The organism is Enterobacter sp. UPMP701, assembly GCF_053709515.1.
The window spans coordinates 229,793-252,888 of the sequence record NZ_JBSKJN010000003.1; the positions used below are offsets into that span (position 1 = coordinate 229,793).

Annotated in this window: 20 protein-coding genes; 12 read left to right on the forward strand and 8 right to left on the reverse strand. The window is 45.8% G+C overall.

The genetic code is table 11. The features are described from left to right. Positions 1 to 42: 42 nt before the first annotated feature. The 11 genes from ACWKXT_RS09735 (at position 43) to ugd (ending at position 14,714) form a co-directional block, all read left to right on the forward strand. Positions 43 to 1,812, forward strand: a complete 1,770-nt coding sequence (locus ACWKXT_RS09735; RefSeq protein WP_454532324.1) for a polysaccharide biosynthesis protein — start codon at positions 43 to 45, stop codon at positions 1,810 to 1,812. A gap of 102 nt (positions 1,813 to 1,914) precedes the next feature. After that, entirely contained in the window at positions 1,915 to 2,997 is a 1,083-nt protein-coding gene (rfbB, locus tag ACWKXT_RS09740) for a dTDP-glucose 4,6-dehydratase (protein ID WP_454532325.1), read from the forward strand. A gap of 2 nt (positions 2,998 to 2,999) precedes the next feature. Beyond that, a complete protein-coding gene (gene rfbA / locus ACWKXT_RS09745; RefSeq protein ID WP_454532326.1) occupies positions 3,000 to 3,866 on the forward strand; it encodes a glucose-1-phosphate thymidylyltransferase RfbA in 867 nt (288 codons plus the stop codon). 78 nt (positions 3,867 to 3,944) lie between these two features. Next, positions 3,945 to 5,105, forward strand: a complete 1,161-nt coding sequence (locus tag ACWKXT_RS09750; RefSeq protein ID WP_454532327.1) for a glycosyltransferase — start codon at positions 3,945 to 3,947, stop codon at positions 5,103 to 5,105. Next, positions 5,102 to 6,121: a glycosyltransferase gene (locus tag ACWKXT_RS09755; RefSeq protein WP_454532328.1), complete on the forward strand. Its 1,020-nt coding sequence runs from the start codon at positions 5,102 to 5,104 to the stop codon at positions 6,119 to 6,121. Before ACWKXT_RS09750 ends, ACWKXT_RS09755 begins: the two co-directional genes overlap by 4 nt. Further along, positions 6,103 to 7,539 (forward strand): mannose-1-phosphate guanyltransferase, encoded by a 1,437-nt coding sequence (cpsB, locus tag ACWKXT_RS09760; protein ID WP_454532329.1) that lies wholly within the window; start codon positions 6,103 to 6,105, stop codon positions 7,537 to 7,539. The genes ACWKXT_RS09755 and cpsB overlap by 19 nt, the downstream gene beginning before the upstream one ends. A 69-nt stretch (positions 7,540 to 7,608) precedes the next feature. Continuing rightward, a complete protein-coding gene (gene cpsG, locus ACWKXT_RS09765) occupies positions 7,609 to 8,979 on the forward strand; it encodes a phosphomannomutase CpsG (protein ID WP_023306561.1) in 1,371 nt (456 codons plus the stop codon). Between the two features lie 121 nt (positions 8,980 to 9,100). Then, a complete protein-coding gene (locus ACWKXT_RS09770; protein ID WP_454532330.1) occupies positions 9,101 to 10,429 on the forward strand; it encodes an oligosaccharide repeat unit polymerase in 1,329 nt (442 codons plus the stop codon). 1 nt (position 10,430) lies between these two features. After that, complete coding sequence (locus ACWKXT_RS09775) at positions 10,431 to 11,648, forward strand: lipopolysaccharide biosynthesis protein (RefSeq protein ID WP_454532331.1); 1,218 nt, start codon at positions 10,431 to 10,433, stop codon at positions 11,646 to 11,648. A 267-nt stretch (positions 11,649 to 11,915) separates the two neighbouring features. Beyond that, positions 11,916 to 13,322, forward strand: a complete 1,407-nt coding sequence (gene gndA / locus ACWKXT_RS09780; protein WP_454532332.1) for an NADP-dependent phosphogluconate dehydrogenase — start codon at positions 11,916 to 11,918, stop codon at positions 13,320 to 13,322. A gap of 225 nt (positions 13,323 to 13,547) precedes the next feature. Beyond that, complete coding sequence (ugd, locus tag ACWKXT_RS09785) at positions 13,548 to 14,714, forward strand: UDP-glucose 6-dehydrogenase (protein ID WP_080329650.1); 1,167 nt, start codon at positions 13,548 to 13,550, stop codon at positions 14,712 to 14,714. Between the two features lie 48 nt (positions 14,715 to 14,762). On the opposite strand, the gene ACWKXT_RS09790 is transcribed toward ugd, so the two are convergent. Continuing rightward, positions 14,763 to 15,767, reverse strand: a complete 1,005-nt coding sequence (locus ACWKXT_RS09790) for an NAD-dependent epimerase (protein ID WP_454532333.1) — start codon at positions 15,765 to 15,767, stop codon at positions 14,763 to 14,765. Between the two features lie 192 nt (positions 15,768 to 15,959). On the opposite strand from ACWKXT_RS09790, the gene wzzB reads away from it, so the two are divergent. Further along, on the forward strand, positions 15,960 to 16,940 hold the full coding sequence (gene wzzB, locus ACWKXT_RS09795; RefSeq protein ID WP_454532487.1) for an LPS O-antigen chain length determinant protein WzzB: 981 nt from the start codon (positions 15,960 to 15,962) through the stop codon (positions 16,938 to 16,940). Between the two features lie 38 nt (positions 16,941 to 16,978). On the opposite strand, the gene hisIE is transcribed toward wzzB, so the two are convergent. The 7 genes from hisIE to hisD are packed head-to-tail and all read right to left on the reverse strand — an operon-like array spanning position 16,979 to position 23,095. Beyond that, entirely contained in the window at positions 16,979 to 17,590 is a 612-nt protein-coding gene (gene hisIE / locus ACWKXT_RS09800; protein WP_454528587.1) for a bifunctional phosphoribosyl-AMP cyclohydrolase/phosphoribosyl-ATP diphosphatase HisIE, read from the reverse strand. Next, positions 17,584 to 18,360 carry an imidazole glycerol phosphate synthase subunit HisF gene (gene hisF, locus ACWKXT_RS09805; protein ID WP_454532334.1) on the reverse strand — a complete coding sequence of 259 codons (777 nt, stop codon included), beginning with the start codon at positions 18,358 to 18,360 and terminating at the stop codon, positions 17,584 to 17,586. Before hisF ends, hisIE begins: the two co-directional genes overlap by 7 nt. After that, on the reverse strand, positions 18,342 to 19,079 hold the full coding sequence (gene hisA, locus ACWKXT_RS09810; RefSeq protein ID WP_454532335.1) for a 1-(5-phosphoribosyl)-5-[(5-phosphoribosylamino)methylideneamino]imidazole-4-carboxamide isomerase: 738 nt from the start codon (positions 19,077 to 19,079) through the stop codon (positions 18,342 to 18,344). Before hisA ends, hisF begins: the two co-directional genes overlap by 19 nt. Then, positions 19,079 to 19,669: an imidazole glycerol phosphate synthase subunit HisH gene (gene hisH / locus ACWKXT_RS09815; RefSeq protein ID WP_032646447.1), complete on the reverse strand. Its 591-nt coding sequence runs from the start codon at positions 19,667 to 19,669 to the stop codon at positions 19,079 to 19,081. The genes hisA and hisH overlap by 1 nt, the downstream gene beginning before the upstream one ends. Beyond that, the gene (hisB, locus tag ACWKXT_RS09820) at positions 19,669 to 20,736 is read right to left on the reverse strand and encodes a bifunctional histidinol-phosphatase/imidazoleglycerol-phosphate dehydratase HisB (protein ID WP_454532336.1); all 1,068 of its coding nucleotides are present in this window, start codon (positions 20,734 to 20,736) and stop codon (positions 19,669 to 19,671) included. Before hisB ends, hisH begins: the two co-directional genes overlap by 1 nt. Beyond that, complete coding sequence (hisC, locus tag ACWKXT_RS09825) at positions 20,733 to 21,794, reverse strand: histidinol-phosphate transaminase (protein WP_454528589.1); 1,062 nt, start codon at positions 21,792 to 21,794, stop codon at positions 20,733 to 20,735. Before hisC ends, hisB begins: the two co-directional genes overlap by 4 nt. Continuing rightward, positions 21,791 to 23,095 carry a histidinol dehydrogenase gene (gene hisD, locus ACWKXT_RS09830; RefSeq protein WP_454532337.1) on the reverse strand — a complete coding sequence of 435 codons (1,305 nt, stop codon included), beginning with the start codon at positions 23,093 to 23,095 and terminating at the stop codon, positions 21,791 to 21,793. The genes hisC and hisD overlap by 4 nt, the downstream gene beginning before the upstream one ends. Position 23,096 lies beyond the last annotated feature (1 nt).

The window sequence follows — 23,096 nt, forward strand, 5'->3', positions numbered from 1 at the left end:
TTGTGCGCATTTTGGTTTGCATTTTGGGTGCGCATTGATTCAATGACTCCAGTATATAGTACAGAGCATTGGCTTTTTATTCTTTCAATAATTTTAGTTACTTTGGCAATCTTTGTTAAATTAGGGCTGTATCGGGCCGTAATTCGTTATATTACTGCCAAAATATTACTGGTAGTAACGATGGGGATGATCATATCGTCCATTTTGCTTATTATCGCAGCGTTCTATACCAACGTCTATTTGCCGAGAACGATTCCTTTTATCTATTTCTCATTCGGTCTACTGCTTATTGCCGGATCACGGCTTGGGATGAGAATGTTGGTGAATCGTGGGTTGAATCTGGGCACCCGGGTAGTTATTTATGGTGCAGGTGCATCCGGTCGTCAATTACTGCCTGCGCTGAGCCAGATGGACGAATATTACCCCGTTGCTTTTGTCGATGATAACCGTGCCCTGCAAGGTCAGGTGATTCACGGGGTAAGCGTTTTTGCACCAGAAAAACTGCCCTGGCTGGTTGAGAAATACGAAGCGAAGAAAATTCTGCTGGCCATGCCAAGCGCAAGCCGGGCAAGAAAGAACGAAGTCATTAAAACACTGGAAGGTCTGCCGTGCGAAGTGCTCTCCATCCCGGGAATGGTCGATCTGGTGGAGGGGAAGGCAAGTATTGATTCCTTGCGGAAAGTCGTTATTACAGACCTGCTGGGCCGCGATCCTGTCTCACCCATTCCGGAACTGATATCCCGTAATATTAACGGGAAAACAGTGATGGTTACCGGGGCAGGGGGGTCAATAGGGTCTGAACTATGCCGACAGATACTTAAAAATAAGCCAAACCAGCTTATTCTGTTCGAATTGTCAGAGTTCTCACTCTATTCCATTGATTCCGAACTGCGTAACCTAAATCTTGGTCAGGATTTTAAAGTTAAAATCTATCCAATCCTCGGTAACGTTCAGGATAAAGAGCATCTCGAAAGGTTAATCAGAGCATTCAACGTCGACACAATTTATCATGCTGCGGCGTACAAGCATGTACCGCTTGTCGAGTTCAATGTTCTTGACGGTGTGCGCAATAATATCTTTGGTACATTGAGCTGCGCTCAGGCCGCGGCAAGTGGTGGTGTTGAAAACTTTGTCTTAATTTCGACCGATAAAGCCGTACGGCCCACCAACACAATGGGGGCGACCAAACGCATGGCGGAGCTGGTGCTGCAAGCGTTGGCGAAGGAATCCAATAATACCTGCTTTAGTATGGTTCGTTTCGGCAACGTGTTAGGCTCATCAGGCTCAGTTGTGCCGTTATTTGAAAAACAGATTGCTGCAGGTGGGCCGGTGACGCTGACACACGAAGATATCACGCGTTACTTTATGACCATTCCTGAAGCGGCTCAACTGGTGATCCAGGCGGGAGCCATGGGCACGGGCGGCGATGTTTTTGTTCTGGATATGGGGGAACCCGTCAGGATTATCGATCTTGCACACCGCATGATTACGCTGCAAGGGCTAACCGTTCGTGATGATAAAAACCCTTATGGTGATATTGCGATAAAAACGACGGGTCTGCGTCCAGGTGAGAAACTGTATGAAGAGTTGCTTATCGGCGACAATGTATCCGCTACGCAGCACCCGCGTATCAGAACAGCTAACGAAGTAATGTTGCCATGGAGTGAAATGAGCAACATTCTTCAGGATCTCGACAACGCCTGCCGTGAGTTCGACTACGAACGTGTGCGTGAGATACTCTTGCAGGCACCTGCCGCGTTCAATCCAACGGATGGTATCTGCGATTTACTATGGAATAAAAATGTGAGTTAAAAGCCTATCGTCGTCCTTCTCCTCCTTGTTTACTTATAATGAGTAAACAGGGTGGTAGGCATACCATCTTTTGTTTCAGAAAACTTTAAGAGCGAAATAAACGTGAAAATACTGGTCACGGGTGGAGCTGGTTTTATTGGGTCTGCTGTTGTACGACACATTATTAATCACACGCAGGACACTGTGATTAATGTCGATAAATTGACCTACGCCGGTAATCTCGAATCGCTAGCCACCGTCGCACAGAGCGATCGTTATTATTTTGAACATGCTGATATTTGCGATAACGCTGCTATGGAACGTATTTTGTCTTATCACCAACCTGATGCAGTGATGCATCTGGCGGCTGAAAGCCATGTCGATCGTTCGATAAGTGGTCCTGCAGCCTTTATCGAAACTAATATTATCGGCACTTATGTGCTATTAGAAGCTAGCCGTAAATACTGGTCCGAACTTAGCGCAGAGAAAAAAACCAGATTCCGTTTCCATCATATTTCTACAGATGAAGTGTATGGCGATCTTCCACATCCGGATGAAGTTGTAAAGGGCACTGAACTGCCGCTGTTTACTGAAAAAACCGCATATGCCCCAAGCAGCCCGTATTCTGCTTCAAAAGCCTCAAGTGATCATCTAGTCCGCGCATGGCTGCGAACCTATGGCTTCCCTACCATCGTAACCAATTGTTCAAACAACTACGGCCCGTATCACTTCCCAGAAAAATTAATCCCGTTAGTAATTCTCAATGCACTAGAAGGCAAACCTCTGCCAGTGTATGGCAACGGAGATCAAATACGTGACTGGCTGTATGTAGAAGATCACGCCCGTGCTTTATATATCGTAGTAACGCAAGGTAAAATCGGTGAGACCTATAATATAGGAGGCTATAATGAACAGAGAAACCTTAATGTTGTGCATACGATCTGTGATCTGTTAGATGAAATTGTACCAAAAATAGTTTCCTACCGAGAACAAATAACTTTCATACCAGATCGGCCCGGTCATGATCGTCGTTATGCAATTGATGCTAAAAAGATTAGCAAGGAACTGGGATGGAAACCTCTGGAGACTTTTGAAAGCGGAATTCGTAAAACGGTTGAGTGGTTTCTAGCGAATAGGGAGTGGATAGCAAATGTTAATAACGGAAGTTACCACTCCTGGATAAAGCAAAATTATGAGGGCGGTTAGTAATGAAGGGTATTATTTTAGCGGGGGGTTCAGGTACACGATTATATCCAATTACAATGGGCGTATCGAAACAGTTACTTCCTGTTTATGATAAACCCATGATCTATTACCCGCTTTCAGTATTAATGTTGGCTGGCATTAAAGATATTTTAATTATTACAACACCAGATGATCAGCCAGCTTTTATACGTTTACTCGGTGATGGCCGTCAGTTTGGCATAAACATAGAATATGCAATCCAACCCAGCCCTGATGGTTTAGCTCAAGCATTTATCATCGGTGACAACTTTATTGGTAATGATTCTGTTTGTTTGGTCCTTGGGGATAATATTTTCTTTGGTCAAGGATTTACACCAAAACTTAAAACGGCAGCAAATAGAAATAAAGGTGCTACTGTATTTGGTTATCAGGTTATGAATCCTGAGAGTTTTGGTGTCGTCGAATTTGATAAAAATTACACGGCATTGAATATAGAAGAAAAACCTGTAGCACCCAGATCAAATTGGGCAGTAACAGGTCTTTACTTTTACGATAATGAAGTTGTTGATATTGCTAAACATATAAAGCCATCACCCCGAGGTGAACTCGAAATTACAACTGTAAACCAAGTATACCTAGAAAATAATATGTTGACAGTCGAGTTGTTAGGTCGAGGATTTGCTTGGCTTGATACAGGTACTCATGACAGTTTAATTGAGGCAGGAAGCTTTGTTGAGACGGTTCAAAAACGTCAGGGGATGATGATTGCGTGCCTTGAGGAAATAGCGTGGAGAAATGGCTGGTTAAGCGATCAGGATTTATATTCAAGAGCGGGGCTATTTGCGAAAACTAACTACGGCGCATATTTACTAAAATTAATTAATAGATAACAAAACTTTATTAACATAATGTCGCCTGCATGGTTTGTGTTTATGAGCCTTATATAATATAAGAAACAGATAGGTTAGATGATGAAGAAAATTTTATTTGTAACTGCACGTTTCCCTTGGCCGATTATTACTGGAGATGCTCTGCGTGCTTATAATCAAATAAAAGAGCTTTCGAAAGAAAATTTAGTAGATGTTTTTTCGGTAGAAAAAGCAAACACCACAAGTGGTAATGTCAATAATTTTATAAATTCGTGTGCTTCTGGTAATTTATCAAAGATCGGTAAAATAAAAAACATAATTAAAAATAGGGGGCAAACTGCATTGCAATGTGCGATGTATAATGATAATGCCTCGTGGCAAAAATTAAAAAAAAATTTACTTGCTAATAATTATGACATAATAATTTTCCAACTGGTTAGGTTGGAATTCCTTATCTTTAAAACTATTTCTTTAAGAAAAAAACACAGTATCAAATCATTAATATATTGTGATTTTGTTGATGCTCTTTCATTAAATATGCAGAATAGAGCTGCAACAGAAAACTTTCTCATGAAGAAAATATGTGGCTTCGAAAGTAAAAAGCTGTCCGCAATTGAGAGGGAAATATACGAAGTAATCGATACGGGATTTATAATTTCAGAAAGAGATGCTAAACATATAGGTAAAGAAGGTTTTAAGATTATACCTAATGGCGTAAACATTCCCGGAGTAAAAAAAACCTTAAAAAAAGACGACGGCGTTATAAATTTAGCTTTTTGGGGGAATATGAGTTATTACCCCAATGTTAAAGCTGCAATCTTTTTAACTGATTTGTTTAATAGTCTACCAAAAGAAAAATATAAACTTCATATCATCGGTGCTCAGCCATGTAAACAAGTTTTGGCTTTGAATAAACCAAATGAAGTTATCGTTCATGGTTATGTTGATGATTTGAAGAATCTTCTGGCAAATATGGATATAGCGGTATTCCCTATTTTCGACGGTTCTGGGCTTCAGAATAAAGTATTAGAAGCGTTTGCATTAGGCCTGCCAGTCATAACTACAAATATAGTTCTGGATTCAATGCCAAAACTTAGTGAATACGCTATCGTTGCCAATAGTAAAAATGATTTTATCCGTTCTATCGAGCTTTTTGAGTCTAGAGAAGAGATTGCTAATAAAAATTCTCTTTGTGCGATAGAAGTATTGAAGAAACATTACAACTGGAATCTTATCAACTGTGTGACAGGAATGAAATGAAAAAAGTATTGTTGTTCAATTTCTATAAGGGAATATTGTACAGAGGTATTCCGATCTATTCATCCAACTTAATTACAGCACTTGAAAAGAAAGGATGTATAGTCAATGAGTGGAGTTGTCCAAAATTTGCACAGAAATTCCCTAGGGCAATTATAGACTTACTCTTTGTTCTTTGTGAGCAAGTTATTATTCCTATGATAAGTATTATGGGAAGATATGAAAAAGTTATATATCCTTATAACTCATGTTCTGTAATATCGGCTTTTTCCAAGAAATCCATATTAATAATTCATGATTTCATCCCAAATAAAAGAATTAAGGAAAGGCTAAGTCTTTCTGCGTTATATATTGTACTAACACAGCGATTTCATGCTTTTTTGAAAAGAGATGTAGCATTTGTCTCAGCAACAACAAAAAGAATTGGAATGAATGTTAAATGGTTAAAAGATAGTAATGTTTATCTTTTCCCTAACTCATTCTATCAACTAGAAGCTAAATTATCACAAGATAATATTCAAAAAAGTAATGCTGAATCCTATGCAGTATTAATTTCAGGTAATGGTTCTAATAAAGAATTTAATCACGCAATGCAGTTATGGAAAACATGTGCATACGCTGCTTCGCATAAGCTTAAGGTTATAGGATTAGGCTCTCACAAAGAATGGGCATTGAAAATACTTAGAGAATTAAAGATTGAGAATGTCCAGGTGCTGCCGGTTCTTACAGATGACGAATTATTATCGGAACTAAAGAACGCTTCAATGGTCTGGGCTCATTCGACTCATGAAGGATTCGGAAGACCAGTAATTGAAGGCAGAATATGTGGGAAAAGCGTTTTAGCGTCAAATATTTCTGCATTTAGAGAACATAGAGACGAAAGTGTTTATTTATATGACGATCATTCTTTTTGTGAGAAATATTATTTGGCTAATGTGACTAGTGATTCATCAGGTTATAAGATTAAGTATCATATTATTTTAGAGGAAGAAATTGAAAAATGGCTACTAGCAAATTGATACCTATTATAATGGCTGGCGGTACAGGTAGTCGTTTATGGCCACTATCCCGTGAACTTTATCCCAAACAGTTCATTCCAGTAAAGGGTGATTACACGATGTTGCAATCAACAATCAACCGTTTGGATGGGCTTGATTGTAATAATCCTATAGTAATCTGTAATGAAAAACACCGTTTTATCGTGGCAGAGCAGTTACTACAATTAAACAAGCTCACTAAAAATATTGTCCTTGAACCTGCAGGGCGAAATACTGCTCCAGCCGTCGCACTTGCTGCATTAGCCGCGAAAAAGAATAACGCCGAAAGCAATCCATTATTACTGGTACTTGCTGCCGACCATATTTTTGAGAAGGAAGAAGTTTTCAGAGATGCGATCAGACAAGCGATTCCTTGTGCAGAACAAGGCAAACTTGTAACTTTTGGGATTGTGCCTGATAGAGCTGAAACTGGTTATGGTTATATTCTCCGCGGCGATAGCATAAGTCAGAAAGGATGTAAGGAAGCATATAAAGTCTCAAGGTTTGTAGAAAAACCCGATCTGGATACTGCTAAATCTTATGTAGATAGCGGGGAATATTATTGGAATAGCGGTATGTTTCTTTTCCAGGTTGATAGCTATCTGGCCGAATTGAGAAAGTTCAGGCCTGATATTCTTGAGGCATGCGAAAAAGCAATGAGTGCTATCAATCCTGACCTTGATTTCACCAGAGTTGATGAGAAGTCATTCTTGGCTTGTCCGGATGAGTCGATTGATTATGCTGTGATGGAGAAAACTGAGGACGCCGTTGTAGTGCCAATGGATGCCGGCTGGAGCGATGTTGGATCATGGTCATCATTGTGGGATATTAGCCCACATGACACCGATGGTAATGTCCATCGTGGTGATGTCATTAGTTTCCGAACAAAAAATAGTTACTTACATTCAGAATCAGGTCTCGTTGCCACTGTGGGCGTGAAAGACCTTATCATTGTGCAGACCAAAGATGCAGTTCTCATTGCTGATAGGCATGCCGTACAGGATGTTAAAAAGATAGTGGAGAAAATAAAGGCTGAGGGGCGTTTAGAGCATCATAAACACCGCGAAGTTTTTCGTCCCTGGGGTAAATATGATTCGATTGACGCTGGAGAACGCTACCAGGTTAAGCGTATAAGCGTAAAACCTGGGGAGGGGCTATCAGAACAAATGCATCATCACCGTTCTGAACACTGGGTTATTGTATCTGGGACTGCGAAAGTAACAATTAACGGAGAAGAAAAAATTTTGACAGAAAATCAATCCGTTTATATCCCACTTGGCGTTATTCATTCTCTTGAGAACCCAGGGAAAATCATGCTTGAACTGATTGAAGTGCGTTCTGGTTCCTATTTGGAAGAAGATGACATTATTCGCCTTTCAGATCGTTATGGGCGAATTTAGAAATTGTCATAGCAAATACGTTATATCAAGATTTAAGGTAATAATTGCCAGAGATATATGAGGAAAATAATGGATAAATTGACTTGTTTCAAGGCGTATGACATTCGCGGCCGCTTAGGTGACGAACTTAATAATAATATAGCAAAGCGAATTGGTCGAGCCTATGGTGAATATCTGAAACCTCGGACCGTTGTATTAGGTGGTGATGTGCGCCTTACAAGTGAATCTCTAAAAATGTCACTAGCCGAAGGTTTGCAGGACGCAGGTGTTGACGTACTGGATATTGGAATGTCAGGGACCGAAGAAATCTATTTCTCTACATTCCATCTCGGTGTTGACGGAGGAATTGAAGTTACAGCAAGTCATAATCCCATGGATTACAATGGGATGAAGTTGGTTCGCGAGGGAGCCCGGCCTATCAGCGGTGATACAGGGCTGCGAGATATACAACGTTTAGCTGAAGAAAATAATTTTTCTCATGTAGATATTGCGAAACGTGGAAGTTATGAAAAAATAGATACCAAAAAAGCATATATTGATCATATTCTCAGCTATATCAAACCTGAAAATATTAAACCACTTAAACTTGTTATTAACTCAGGTAACGGAGCCGCAGGCCCTGTTATTGATGAGATTGAAAAACGTTTCAAGGAAATTCAGATTCCAGTTGAATTTGTGAAAATTCACAATTTACCTGATGGAAATTTCCCTAATGGGATTCCAAACCCTCTTCTTCAAGAATGCCGTGCCGATACAAGCGAAGCCGTTATTAATCACAAGGCAGATATGGGCATTGCATTCGATGGCGATTTTGACAGATGTTTCCTCTTCGATAATGAAGGTAATTTTATTGAAGGTTATTACATTGTCGGGTTGCTTGCAGAATCTTTCCTCGAAAAGCAACCAGGCGCGCGGATCATACATGATCCCCGCCTTTCATGGAATACTATAGATGTGGTTCAGCGAGCAAAGGGTATTCCTGTAATGTCCAAAACAGGCCATGCTTTCATCAAAGAACGCATGCGTTTGGAAGATGCTGTCTATGGTGGTGAAATGAGTGCTCATCATTATTTTCGTGACTTTGCCTACTGTGATAGCGGAATGATTCCGTGGCTACTTGTAGCCGAGTTAGTGAGTATTAAAAATAAAACGTTGGCAGAACTAGTCCATGATCGGATGAAATCTTTCCCGGCCAGCGGAGAGATTAATAGCATCGTTAATGATCAAGAAAAAGTGATTTCTGAAATACTTGAATACTATAAAAGTGATGCCTCGGTAGTAGACTATACCGATGGAATCAGTATTGAATTTTCTGACTGGCGTTTTAATCTCCGAAGCTCAAACACTGAGCCTGTTATCCGCTTGAATGTTGAGTCTCGTGGTAATACTGCGTTAATGGAAGCCAAAACAGCAGAGTTATTGAATAAAATTCGAGCATAGCTTGTCTTTTATATGGGTGCACATGTAGTAATTGTGCACCCATTAATATATGGATTAAATATTATTATTTTTAATATCTGATTCCTTAATAATCTTGTATGTTGGGAAGTATACAATTCCTATGAATGAGAAGAGTTTAAAAAATAATTACTTCAAAATAAGTGCGCATTTAGCGTTTATATATTTCCTGCTTACTTCTTCTTTATTATTGATTTTTTTAACGGAATCGGCAAGTGCTACACTTTATGGAACTGTAGAGGATATTTTTGCGGTTTTTTGTGCCATTATATTGTTTGGTGAGATGATTTACTTCTATATGCATAGAGTGAAGTTTATCTCGTTGCAATTAATGTTTGCTTTTGTGTTTTCTTTGATTATAGGTATTCCTTCTTTTTATTTGTATTTCTTTAAAAAAGCTTCTGATGGCTTTGAAATGACTTGTATATGGGGTATGTTAATAAATATCATACTCTATCTTACAGCTATCAAAAATGTTCATAGGCAACAAACAAAAAGTATAAATAATCTATTTAAGATTATATTTTCCATTGTTGGTGTTTGTCAGTTAATTAAAATTGTTTTTTATCTGAAATTTATTTTATCATCAGGCTTAGGGCATTTAGCTATTTATACTGATAGTGAAGAATTACTTTCAAGTATTCCTTTTGCTGTCCGTGCTATTAGTGGCTTTTCTTCTATAATGGCTTTGGCAGTCTTTTATTATAAATCATCGAAAAAATATAAGATGCTAGCATTTATTTTGCTCGCATCTGACCTTGTTATTGGGATAAGAAATAAATTCTTTTTTGCTTTTATATGTATTATTATTCTCTCGTTATATTCAAATAGAAAGAAAATAATAGCAATATTCGCTAGAATATCCAAAGTACACTATTTATTAATTGGCTTCGTCGGTTTTTCAATGATTTCATATCTTCGTGAAGGATATGAAATCAATTTTATTAATTATCTTGGCGTTGTACTTGACTCTCTGTCGTCTACGCTTGCAGGTTTACAAGATTTATACTCTTTGCCCCATGAAAATGGTTGGGCGTTACTAAACCCCCTTACGATATTATCGCAAGTGTTGCCGCTCAGTGGTTTTGGCTTTATAAGCGATGCACAAATTGCTCATGAATATTCAACAATAGTACTTGGCAGCGTGTCTAATGGGATAGCGTTGTCATCTTCTGGTCTTCTTGAAGCAAGTATAATAAGTTTGCATTTCAATTTATTTATTTATCTTGCCTATCTGTTAATTATGATCTCGATAATTCAAAAAGGTTTGAATAGTAATTATGTTATTTTTAACTTTTTTGCCCTGGCTATGATGACTGGTTTCTTCTATTCTGTTCGTGGAGAATTAATTTTGCCATTTGCTTATGTTTTAAAATCGTTTCCAATAATAATAATTGCAAATCTATTGACTCAACAAAAAAGTAGAAATTGAAATGCTAAAAGATATTCTTAGTGATGGTATCTATGCACTCTTTAATAAGGTAAGTTATTTTGGGGCTAAAACACTCGCTATTGTTTTAATTACTCGAGAACTTGGCATAGAATCAGGAGGCGTATTTATATTTTTAATTGGTACGCTAGAAATATTAAGAGTTGTATCTGATTTTGGTGTGGATATATTTGTAATCAAGAAGTACTCTGATGTTGAAAATCCCATTCGATTGTTGAAGAGGGTGTTCTATCAAAAAGTATTCGTCGGGGTAGTAGTATCAATATTGTTTTTTGTAATTTGTTATGCATTAGGATATAACAGAGATATTTATATTCCAATTTCACTGTCATTATTTTTTGCACTTCTCTTTAATTTATCTAATAGCTATTTCCAATCACAAAATTTGAATAAAGCTTTATCTCCTTCCATAGCGTTAGCCCTGTTTTTAACTTTTGTAATTTATGGTGTTCAGTTTATTTTAAGAATGCCTTTTACTGCCTGGAATTATTTGCTTGCAGAGAGTTTATTTGTTTCGGTAGTTACAATTCATTTATTTAGAAAAGTTGGTTGGAAAAAGATTCTTGCTGCAGGGAAGATTTCTCCTAAAGATGTATTCTTGTTGTATCAGCATACTGTCAGTATAGGCCTTAATGCTATGGTGGTAATTATTTACAGTAGACTGGATAATATATATATAAAAAATATAGTTCCTGAGGGTTTAGCTGCGTATGGACAAATTTTTCGTCTGGTTGATCCACTAGTAATGGTGTCATCATTATTTTCTACTGTGGCTTATGCAAAATTTAGTCGTTTGGATTTAAGAAGCCATAGGAACATAAATAAGGTTTATCCGTTTATCTACATGATCCTTGGGTATATAATCTTAAGTTCAGTGTGTTACTTTACTGTTCTATTTTTCTTTGGTCGGTACTTAATATTGGATAATGAAAGTAATAACATAATGATACTCGGGTTTCTATTAATTGCCGGAATCAAGTGTATGAATGGTGCACTAACATCAATCATTCAATCTCAGGGACTATATCGTTTTGGCTTATATATCGCAATAATCTGTATGTGCATAGCTATTCCACTAATGTATATACTAGTTCATCAATATGGTACGATTGGTGCTATTTTTACAATAGCTTCAGTAGAGTTAACAAGCATGATATTATTAGCTGTAAGTATTGGGCTGTTAACTAAGAGAAAAATTTGAATTGCTGAATGTTCACAATACTTTAAGTGAGTATATTTAACAAAACGAAATATAATCCATTGCTATATGCTCTATTCTATTGAATATATGGCTATTTTTTTTGTGGTTCATTCCCCCCTCCTGGCGACCAAATTTTTTATTTCGTAATTTCCAATTTGTGCTTTATTATAAAAATAATATCTCAAATGCTTTCTCTTCTCACAAACATAAGATAGTATTTATAAATTGTGCTTGCTCAATAATAATGTTACCTGACAGGAGTATGTAATGTCCAAGCAACAGATCGGCGTTGTCGGTATGGCAGTGATGGGGCGCAACCTGGCGCTCAACATCGAAAGCCGTGGTTATACCGTCTCCGTTTTCAACCGCTCCCGTGATAAAACCGAAGAAGTCATTGCCGAGAACCCAGGCAAGAAGCTGGTTCCTTTCTATACGGTGAAAGAGTTCGTTGAGTCTCTGGAAACGCCTCGTCGTATCCTGTTAATGGTGAAAGCAGGGGCGGGTACCGATGCAGCTATCGACTCCCTGAAGCCTTACCTCGAAAAAGGCGACATCATCATTGATGGCGGTAACACCTTCTTCCTGGACACCATTCGTCGTAACCGTGAGCTGTCTGCTGAAGGCTTCAACTTCATCGGTACCGGTGTTTCCGGTGGTGAAGAGGGCGCGCTGAAAGGCCCATCCATCATGCCTGGCGGCCAGAAAGATGCATACGAACTGGTTGCGCCAATCCTGACCAAAATCGCAGCCGTGGCTGAAGATGGTGAGCCTTGCGTAACCTATATCGGTGCGGACGGTGCAGGTCACTACGTGAAAATGGTGCACAACGGCATCGAATACGGTGACATGCAGCTGATTGCTGAAGCTTATTCCCTGCTGAAAGGCGGCCTGAATCTCACCAATGAAGAGTTGGCTGAAACCTTTACCGAGTGGAACAAAGGCGAGCTGAACAGCTACCTGATCGACATCACCAAAGATATCTTCACGAAAAAAGATGAAGAGGGTAAATACCTGGTTGATGTGATTCTGGATGAAGCAGCGAACAAAGGTACCGGTAAATGGACCAGCCAGAGCTCTCTGGATCTGGGCGAACCGCTGTCTCTGATCACCGAATCCGTCTTTGCGCGTTACATCTCTTCTCTGAAAGAGCAACGCGTCGCGGCATCTAAAGTGCTGTCTGGTCCACAGGCTAAACCAGCCGGCGACAAAGCTGAGTTCGTTGAGAAAGTGCGTCGTGCACTGTACCTGGGTAAAATCGTTTCTTACGCACAGGGCTTCTCTCAGCTGCGTGCGGCGTCAGACGAGAATAACTGGGATCTTAACTACGGCGAGATCGCGAAAATCTTCCGCGCGGGTTGCATCATTCGTGCACAGTTCCTTCAGAAAATCACCGATGCCTATGCTGAAAACGCCGGTATCGCCAACCTTCTGCTGGCACCGTACTTCAAGAAGATTGCGGACGAGTACCAGCAGGCGCTGCGTGACGTGGTTGCTTACGCAGTACAGAACGGTATTCCGGTTCCAACCTTCTCCGCTGCGGTGGCGTACTACGACAGCTATCGTGCTGCCGTGCTGCCTGCCAACCTGATTCAGGCGCAGCGTGACTACTTCGGTGCGCATACCTACAAGCGTACGGATAAAGAGGGCGTCTTCCATACCGAATGGATGGAATGAGTTAACTCTCTGCAATAACATCAACCCGGAGCTCGTCTCCGGGTTTTTTTATGCAAAAAATGCCGCGCAATATTCGAAGTAGTCTGAATCTCGTCCCGCTCGTAATGATTACTCCTGGTTTGCCTTGACAGTGTTGTTTGCCAGGAGGTACAAAGCCCAACAGTTATGTTTATCGCGATGGTCTGGCGGCCATCAGTACAGTTAACTAAAAGAAGTCATTAGCGAATGAAAATAACAATTTCCGGAACAGGGTATGTCGGTCTTTCTAACGGCATTCTGATTGCTCAGAATCATGAAGTGGTTGCACTGGATATCGTGCAGGCCAAAGTGGATATGCTCAATCAGAAGAAATCGCCGATTGTCGACAAAGAAATCCAGGATTATCTCAGCAATAAAACGCTGAATTTCCGCGCCACGACGGATAAAGAAGATGCATACCGCGATGCGGATTACGTCATTATTGCCACGCCTACTGACTACGATCCAAAAACCAACTATTTCAACACCTCAACCGTAGAAGCGGTTATCAGGGATGTTATCGCCATCAACCCTGATGCGGTAATGGTCATCAAGTCGACGATCCCGGTTGGTTTTACCAAATCCATTAAAGAAAAGTTTGGTATTGATAATATCTTCTTCTCGCCAGAGTTCCTGCGTGAGGGGAGAGCGCTTTACGATAACCTGCATCCTTCCCGTATCGTCATTGGCGAACGTTCTGAACGCGCTGAACGTTTCGCTGCGCTGCTTCAGGAAGGTGCAGTGAAGAAAGATATTCAGGTGCTGTTCACTGATTCAACCGAAGCCGAGGCGATTAAGCTTTTCGCGAATACCTATCTGGCGATGCGAGTGGCTTACTTCAATGAGCTCGACAGCTACGCAGAAAGCCTTGGACTGAATACTCGCCAGATTATTGAAGGGGTCTGTCTCGACCCGCGCATTGGCAACCACTACAACAACCCGTCATTTGGCTACGGTGGCTATTGCCTGCCGAAAGACACAAAGCAGCTGCTGGCAAACTATCAGGCGGTGCCGAATAACCTCATCTCTGCGATTGTTGATGCTAACCGTACGCGTAAAGACTTTATCTCCGATTCGATCCTTGCACGTCAACCGAAGGTGGTTGGTGTGTACCGTCTGATCATGAAGAGCGGTTCCGATAACTTCCGTGCCTCTTCCATTCAGGGGATCATGAAGCGTATTAAGGCGAAAGGCGTAGAGGTTATTATCTATGAACCGGCCATGCAGGAAGACCAGTTCTTCAATTCCCGCGTGATCCGCGATCTGGATGCTTTCAAGAAGGAAGCGGATGTCATCATCTCGAACCGCATGGCGGAAGAACTGGCTGACGTAGCGGACAAAGTCTATACCCGCGATCTGTTTGGTAGCGACTAATTCTCTTGCTTCATAAAAAACCCGGCTGATTTGCCGGGTTTTTTATTTTCAGACCTTGTAAAACTCGCGGTACCAGTCAACGAAGTTCTTCACTCCGTCTTTAACTGTGGTTTGCGGTTTAAAACCGATCACGTCATACAGCGCTTGAGTATCGGCACTGGTTTCCAGTACGTCCCCTGGCTGGAGTGGCAACATATTTTTCTCGGCTTTTTTACCCAGCGCGTCTTCCAGCGCGGTGATGTAGTCCATCAACTCTACTGGCGAGCTGTTACCGATGTTGTAAACCCGGTAAGGTGCTGAACTGGTTGCCGGTGAGCCGGTCTCAACGGTCCAGTTTGCGTCAGGCTGGGGGATAACATCCTGCAGGCGAATAATCGCTTCAGCAATATCATCAATGTAGGTGAAGTCGCGCTTCATCTTGCCGTAGTTATAGACATCGATGCTTTTGCCTTCAATCATCGCCTTAGTAAACTTAAACAGGGCCATGTCCGGGCGTCCCCATGGTCCGTAAACGGTAAAGAAGCGCAGGCCGGTAGTCGGCAAGTTGTACAGGTGCGAATAGGTGTGCGACATCAATTCATTGGCTTTTTTGGTCGCAGCATAGAGTGAAACGGGGTGATCCACTGAATCATCAGTAGAGAACGGCATTTTACGGTTGAGGCCATATACGGAGCTGGACGAGGCATACAGCAGATGCTGAACGTTGTTATGGCGACACCCTTCCAGCACGTTTAAATGGCCAATAAGGTTGGCATCCGCATAGGCATGTGGATTTTCCAGGGAGTAGCGTACGCCTGCCTGTGCAGCCAGATGAATGACGCGATCAAACTTCTCACGGGCGAAAAGCGCAGCCATGCCTTCACGGTCTGCTAACTCCAGCTTGTGAAAGGTGAAACGCTCTGATTGTAGCCGTTCCAGACGCGCCAGCTTCAGACTGACATCGTAATAGTCATTCAGGTTATCAATACCGACAACCTGATGTCCGGCTTCAATGAGGCGTTTACTGACATTCGAACCGATAAAACCTGCTGCACCGGTGACCAGAAATTTCATATTTTCCCTCTTAACCCTATTCTTACAGATGCTATAACGCATCACATGGTGTCTATGATAGCGCGAAGGGGGGTGAGTTACATAACGCATCTTTCCGATATAACTCATCGGATTCTTATAGAAAAATCCCCAGCAATAGATAAACTATGCAAACATAATTATGTTTCCCCTTTTTCATCTGTTAGGGATTGTATGACACAAAACAACAATAGCCAGGTCAGCCGAAGCAATGACCCTGAGCAAATTGATTTACTTGATTTAGTGGTACAGCTGTGGCGTGGAAAGGGGATGATAGCAACGTTTGTTGTTGTTTTTATTGCCCTTGCTGTGGGATATCTCACAGTTGCTAAGGAAAAGTGGACCTCAAGTGCGATCATTGCCCAACCTGATGCAGCGCAGATAGCGACCTACTCAAACGCATTGAACATCCTCTACGGCAGTGCAGCTCCCTCAATGCTGGATATTCAAACGCGCGCGATTGACCGTTTTAACGCCTCTTTCTCAGCGTTATCTCAGGCGCTGGACAACCAGGATGAGCCTGAAAAACTGACCATTGAGCCTGCTGTTAAAGGACAGCCGCTGCCGTTAAGCGTCTCCTATACCAGTACATCAGCTGAAGCGGCGCAAAAGCAGCTGGCGCAGTACATCCAGCAGGTTGATGAACAGACGGCAAAAGAACTTGCCCTTGACCTCAAGGATAATATCAAGGAACAGATTAAAACCCTGAACGATTCTCTGGTAAGCCAGGAGAAGGTCGCTCAGGAGCAGAAAGATCTGCGTATTAAACAGATTGCTGAAGCATTGAAGAATGCTGAAGCGGCAAAAATATCTTCGCCACAGATTCAGCAAACCCAGGATGTAACCCAGGAGACGATGTTCCTGCTGGGAAGTGAGGGGCTGAAATCGATGATAGACAATGAAGCGTCGCGCCCGCTGATCTTCTCTACCGCATATTATCAGACCAAACGAAACCTGCTGGACATCCAGAATCTGAACGTAAACCCGGACACTATCCACGTTTACCGTTACGTTATGAAGCCGGATCTGCCCGTTCGTCGCGATAGTCCTAAGAAAGCGGTTATTCTTGTTCTTGCCGTGCTGCTGGGCGGAATGATTGGCTGTGGTGTGGTTCTGGGGCGTAATGCATTGCGCAACTACAAACCAAAAGCTTGATTTCAGATTAAAAAAACCGGGGATTATCCCCGGTTTTTTTATTTGTGACGTTTGCGAAGATTTTCAATCACCGCCGTCAAATCCAGCTCCTGATCCTGCAGCAACACCAGCAGGTGATACATCAAATCAGATGCTTCATTCGTCAGTTCTTCCCGGTCATGCACGGTGGCGGCCAGCGCTGTTTCAACGCCTTCCTCACCCACTTTTTGTGCAATACGCTTCGTTCCGCTGGCGTACAGCTTCGCCGTATAAGAACTCTCAGGATCCGCCGATTTACGCTCTGCCAGCAGTTGTTCCAGCTGATACAGGAACAACCACTGGTGGCTCGTCTCGCCGAAGCAGCTGCTGGTGCCCTTATGGCAGGTAGGGCCGATTGGGTTTGCCAGTACCAATAGGGTATCGTTATCACAATCTGGCGTAATGCTGACCACGTTCAGGAAGTGACCCGAGGTTTCCCCTTTGGTCCACAGGCGCTGTTTTGTGCGTGAGAAAAACGTCACTTTGCCGCTGTCGATCGTTTTCGCCAGCGCATCCTGGTTCATATAACCCAGCATCAGCACTTCGCCTGAGACGGCATGCTGGACAACCACCGGCAGTAATCCGTCGGTTTTTTCCCAGTCCAGCTGCGCCTGTTGTTGCTCTGTTAACATACCCTGATCTCCACGCCCTGGTCAGCCAGGTACGTTTTTAACTCACCAATATTGATAATCTGTTTGTGGAACACGGAGGCTGCCAGCGCGCCGTCCACGTTCGCATCGCGGAAGGCTTCCAGGAAGTGCTCCTTGGTGCCCGCACCGCCGGAGGCAATCAGCGGAACGTGGCAGACCGCACGGACTTTTTTCAGCTGTTCGAGATCGTAACCGTTACGCACGCCGTCCTGGTTCATCATATTCAGCACTATCTCGCCTGCGCCGCGCTTCTGCACTTCCTGCACCCAGTCGAGCGTTTCCCACTGCGTCACGCGCGTGCGGCTCTCATCGCCGGTGTACTGGTTGACGTGGTACTTGCCCGTGGCGGCGTCGAACCAGGTATCAATGCCTACCACAATACACTGCACGCCAAAGCGATCGGCCAGGCGGGTGATGAGTTCCGGCTCGGCCAGGGCAGGGGAGTTGATAGAAATCTTGTCCGCGCCAAAGGAGAGAATTTTGGCGGCGTCTTCAGCAGACTTAATCCCGCCCGCCACGCAGAATGGAATATCAATCACTTCCGCCACGCGCGCGACCCAGCTTTTATCGACGACGCGCCCATCGCTGGAGGCGGTGATGTCGTAAAAGACCAGCTCGTCGGCGCCTTCATCGGCATAGCGTTTTGCCAGCGGAACGATGTCGCCAATGATCTCGTGGTTGCGGAACTGCACGCCTTTCACAACCTGACCATCGCGCACGTCAAGACAAGGAATTATCCGTTTTGCCAGCATTGAATCGCCTCCGTCACTGTAAATTTTCCCTCCAGCAGGGCACGGCCCACGATCACGCCCTGCACACCGGTACCGCGCAGTGCGGCCACGTCGTCTATATCACCAATGCCGCCCGAAGACTGGAACGCAACCTTCGGATAACGCGCGCAGACCTCTTCATATAACGAGACGTTGGAGCCCGCCAGCGTACCGTCGCGCGAGATATCCGTGCACAGCACGTGCTTCAGGCCAACGGGCAGATAGATATCGACCAGCGCTTCCAGCGTCACGCCGGAATTGTCCTGCCAGCCGCTGACGGCAACCTGTTTGTTACCCTGCTCGTCAATGCGAACGTCCAGCGCCAGCACCAGTGCATCCGCGCCAAAGCGGCGGAACCAGCCTTTCACCGTGTCAGGATCTTTCACGGCGGTTGACCCTACAACCACGCGCGCCACGCCCGCGTCAAGCAGAGCTGCCACGTCGTCTTCGGTACGCACGCCGCCGCCGACCTGGACGGGCACATCAACACCCGCAACCAGTTTTTTCAGCAACGGGATCTGGCGTTTCGCCGGATCTTTCGCACCGGTCAGATCGACCAGGTGCAGCACTTCAGCTCCCTGGGCGGCATAATCCTGCAGGCGCGGCAGCGGATCGTTTCCGTAGTCGCGCTGCTGGCCATAATCGCCCTGATGAAGACGGACAACCGTGCCGTCGATTAAATCTAAAGCGGGAATAATCATCACATCTCCAGGAAATTTTTCAGCAGCTGCGCGCCTGCGGCGCCAGAGCGCTCCGGGTGAAACTGTACGCCAAAGAAATTGTCTTTTTGTACGGCCGCAGTAAATGCCTCGCCGTAGGTGCACTGGGCGATCGTATTGACGTTCACCGGCATGGCGTAGCTGTGCACGAAGTAAAAGTACGCGCCGTCTTCGATGCCGCGAAACAGCCGGTCGCCCGCTTTGGCGTACACGCGGTTCCAGCCCATATGCGGCAGAGGCAGACCGTGGTCGGTCATTTTCGGTACGTCTTCGTCAATAATACCCAGCAGGTCAACGCCGTTGCTCTCTTCGCTGCGGCGGCCCAGGATCTGCATGCCAAGGCAAATGCCTAGCACCGGCTGGGTACAGGCTTTGATCAGATCGACCAGCTCGCGTTCGCGAATCTGATCCATCGCCGCCTGCGCCGTACCAACGCCCGGCAGGAAAAGCTTGTCGGCGCGCAGCACCACGTCCGGGTCACGGCTCACCACGGGCTCATAGCCGTGGCGCGCAATGGCCGATTTCACGGAGTTCAGGTTGGCGCATCCGGTATCCAGAATCACCACGTTCATCACAGCACTCCTTTCGACGAGGGAAGAGCGTCACCTTCCACGCGGATCGCCTGGCGCAGGGTGCGGCCAAAGGCTTTAAACAGGCTCTCCACGCGATGGTGATCGTTTTTGCCTTTGGTTTTCAGGTGCAGCGTCAGGCCCATGGTGTAGGACAATGAACGGAAGAAGTGCTCCACCATTTCGGTGCTGAGATCGCCCACGCGCTGGTAGGTGAAGTCGGCTTTATATTCCAGGTGCGGACGACCGGAGATGTCCATGGCACAGCGCGCCAGACACTCGTCCATCGGCAGAACGAAGCCGAAACGGTTGATGCCGCGCTTGTCGCCGAGCGCCAGCTTCAGGGCTTCACCGAGCGCGAGGCCGGTATCTTCCACGGTGTGGTGATCGTCAATATAAAGGTCGCCCTTCACCGCTATTTCCATGCGGAAACCGCCGTGGGTGGCAATCTGGTCCAGCATATGGTCAAAGAAACCGACGCCGGTGTGGATCTTACTGCCGCCTTCACGATCCAGCCAGACCTTCACATCAATCTGCGTCTCTTTGGTGTTGCGCTCAACGTGGGAATAGCGATCGCGTTTTGTCAGCTGCTCGCCAATCTTTGCCCAGTTAAGGTCGTTACGATCGTAGCGTAGCCCCGCGATGCCCATGTTTTCCGCCAGCGTAATATCGGTGATGCGATCGCCGATGACGTAGCTGTTGGTTTTATCCAGCGCATCTTCAGCCAGGTAATGCTCTACCAGCTTCACCTTTGGCTTACGGCAATCACACTCATCGGCCGGCATGTGCGGGCAAATCAGTACTTCATCGAATACCACGCCCTGAGAGGTCAGCACCTGCATCATCAGGTTATGCGGGCCGTCAAAGTCCGCCTGCGGGAAGCTGTCGGTACCCAGACCGTCCTGATTGGTGATCATCACCAGCTTATAGCCCGCTTTCTGAAGCTTAAGCAGCACCGGGATCACGTCCGGTTCAAAAGCCAGCTTGTCGAAACGATCGACCTGGAAATCGGCTGGTGGCTCCGAAATAAGGGTGCCGTCACGATCGATAAAAAGGATCTTCTGGGTCATACTTTCTCCGCTTTCAGGGCGTCAATCACGCGCTGGCTCTCTGCGCGGGTGCCTACGGTAATGCGCAGGCATCCACTCAGAGAAGGTTGTTTATTCTGGTCTCGTAAGATAATGCCCTGATCCCACAAAGATTTAAATACGGCACTGGAGGCGGTGAAGCGCACCAGGATGTAGTTGGTTTCTGAGTCGAACACCTGCTCGACGCAAGGGATATCTTTCAGGGCGGTCACCAGATACTGACGTTCCTCCAGGATCTGCGCCACGCGATCGCGCATCGCGTTGATACCCTGAGGCGTCAGCGCCTGTGCAGCGATATCGGCAACCGGCGTTGAGAGCGGGTACGGGGCGATCACTTTCAGCAGCAGGTCGATAACCTCTTTATTCGCCAGGGTGAATCCGCAGCGCAGACCCGCGAGAGCAAAGGCTTTTGACAGCGTACGCAGTACCACCAGGTGCGGGTACTCTTCCAGCCAGCCTGCCAGCGTCGCCTGCGGGCAGAACTCAATGTAGGCTTCGTCGGCTACCACCAGCGCTTTGCCGCGCGTCATCTCCAGCAGAGTGCGGATATCCTGCGGATTGATAATCTGTCCGGTTGGGTTGTTCGGGCTACAGACAAACACGACTTTTACGCCGTCGAGATTGTCGGCGATGCCCTGCAAATCCAGCTGCCAGTTGTCCAGCGCCTGCACGTTGCGGCATGCCACACCGAAGGTTTCCGCGCTGACGCTGTACATTCCGTACGTAGGCTGGCAGTACATCACCGCGTCTTTCCCCGGCTCGCAGAAGGCGCGGATCAGCAGTTCAATACCCTCATCCGCGCCGCGACTGACCAGCACCTGCTCTGGCTTCACACCCGCATACTGCGCGTAGTTTTCAATGACCGCTTTCGGCTGACATTCCGGATAGCGGTTTAGCGTTTGCTGCGACAGCTCAAACTGCACTGCGGTCGGGAATTCGTTGGCGTTCAGCCAGACGTCGCCGTTACCGCCCAGACGACGCGCAGACTGGTAAGGCGTCAGGCGGCGGACATTTTCACGGGCTAATTCTTCAATGTTCATGCTTGCTCCTTCAGGGCGGCAACGCGCAGCGTCACGGCGTTTTTGTGGGCGGTCAGACGCTCGGCGGCGGCCAGGGTTTCAATAGTAGAAGCCAGTGAAGCAAACCCCTCGCGGGACAGCTCCTGCACGGTCATGCGTTTCTGGAAATCCGCCAGGCCGAGGCTGGAACAGGTAGAGGTGTAGCCATACGTCGGCAGGACGTGGTTGGTGCCGGAGGCGTAATCCCCCGCGGACTCCGGTGACCAGTCGCCGAGGAACACCGAGCCCGCGCTGGTGATGCTGTCGACCAGATCGCGCGCGTTACGGGTCTGAATGATCAGGTGCTCCGGGCCGTACTGGTTAGAGATGGCGATGCACTGATCCAGGTCGCGCGCCACAATCAGGCGGCTGGCCGCTAACGCCTGACGTGCCGTGTCGGCGCGGGGCAGGTCGGCAAGCTGGCGTTCAACGGCTTCGCCCACGCGTTTCGCCATATCGGCATCCGGCGTCAGCAGGATGACCTGCGAGTCCGGGCCGTGTTCCGCCTGTGAAAGCAGGTCGGAGGCCACGAAGTCCGGCATTGCGCCGCTGTCGGCAATGACCAGCACTTCAGACGGACCGGCGGGCATATCGATGGCGGCACCGTCCAGACGCTGGCTGACCTGGCGCTTCGCTTCGGTGACATACGCATTGCCCGGCCCAAAGATTTTGTCGACCTTAGGAATGGATTGCGTGCCGAACGCCAGGGCTGAAATCGCCTGCGCACCACCCACTTTATAGACCGCCTGCACGCCGCACAGCTTCGCTGCATAAAGGATCTCGTCGGCAATCGGAGGCGGTGAGCAAAGCACCACTTTCTGACACCCGGCAATACGCGCCGGGGTCGCCAGCATCAATACGGTGGAGAAGAGCGGGGCAGAGCCGCCGGGAATATAGAGGCCGACGGATGCAACCGGGCGCGTCACCTGCTGGCAGCGCACGCCCGGCAGGGTTTCAACATCCACGGCCTGCAGCTGTTGCGCGGTGTGGAAAGTATCAATATTTTTTACCGCGACGGCCATCGCCTGCTTGATGTCATCACCCAGACGATTGCTGGCATCACTGATTTCCTGCTCGGTAACTTTCAGTGCGCCGACTTCGGTCTTATCAAATTTTGCACTGTATTCACGCAGGGCGTCATCGCCACGGGCTTTGACGTTGTCCAGGATCTCGGCCACGGTGCGTGAGATAGTCTCAGAGGCGGAAATCGCCGGGCGCATCAGCAGCTCGCGCTGCTGTACGTCGCTACAGTTATTCCAGTCGATGATTGTGTTAAAGCTCATG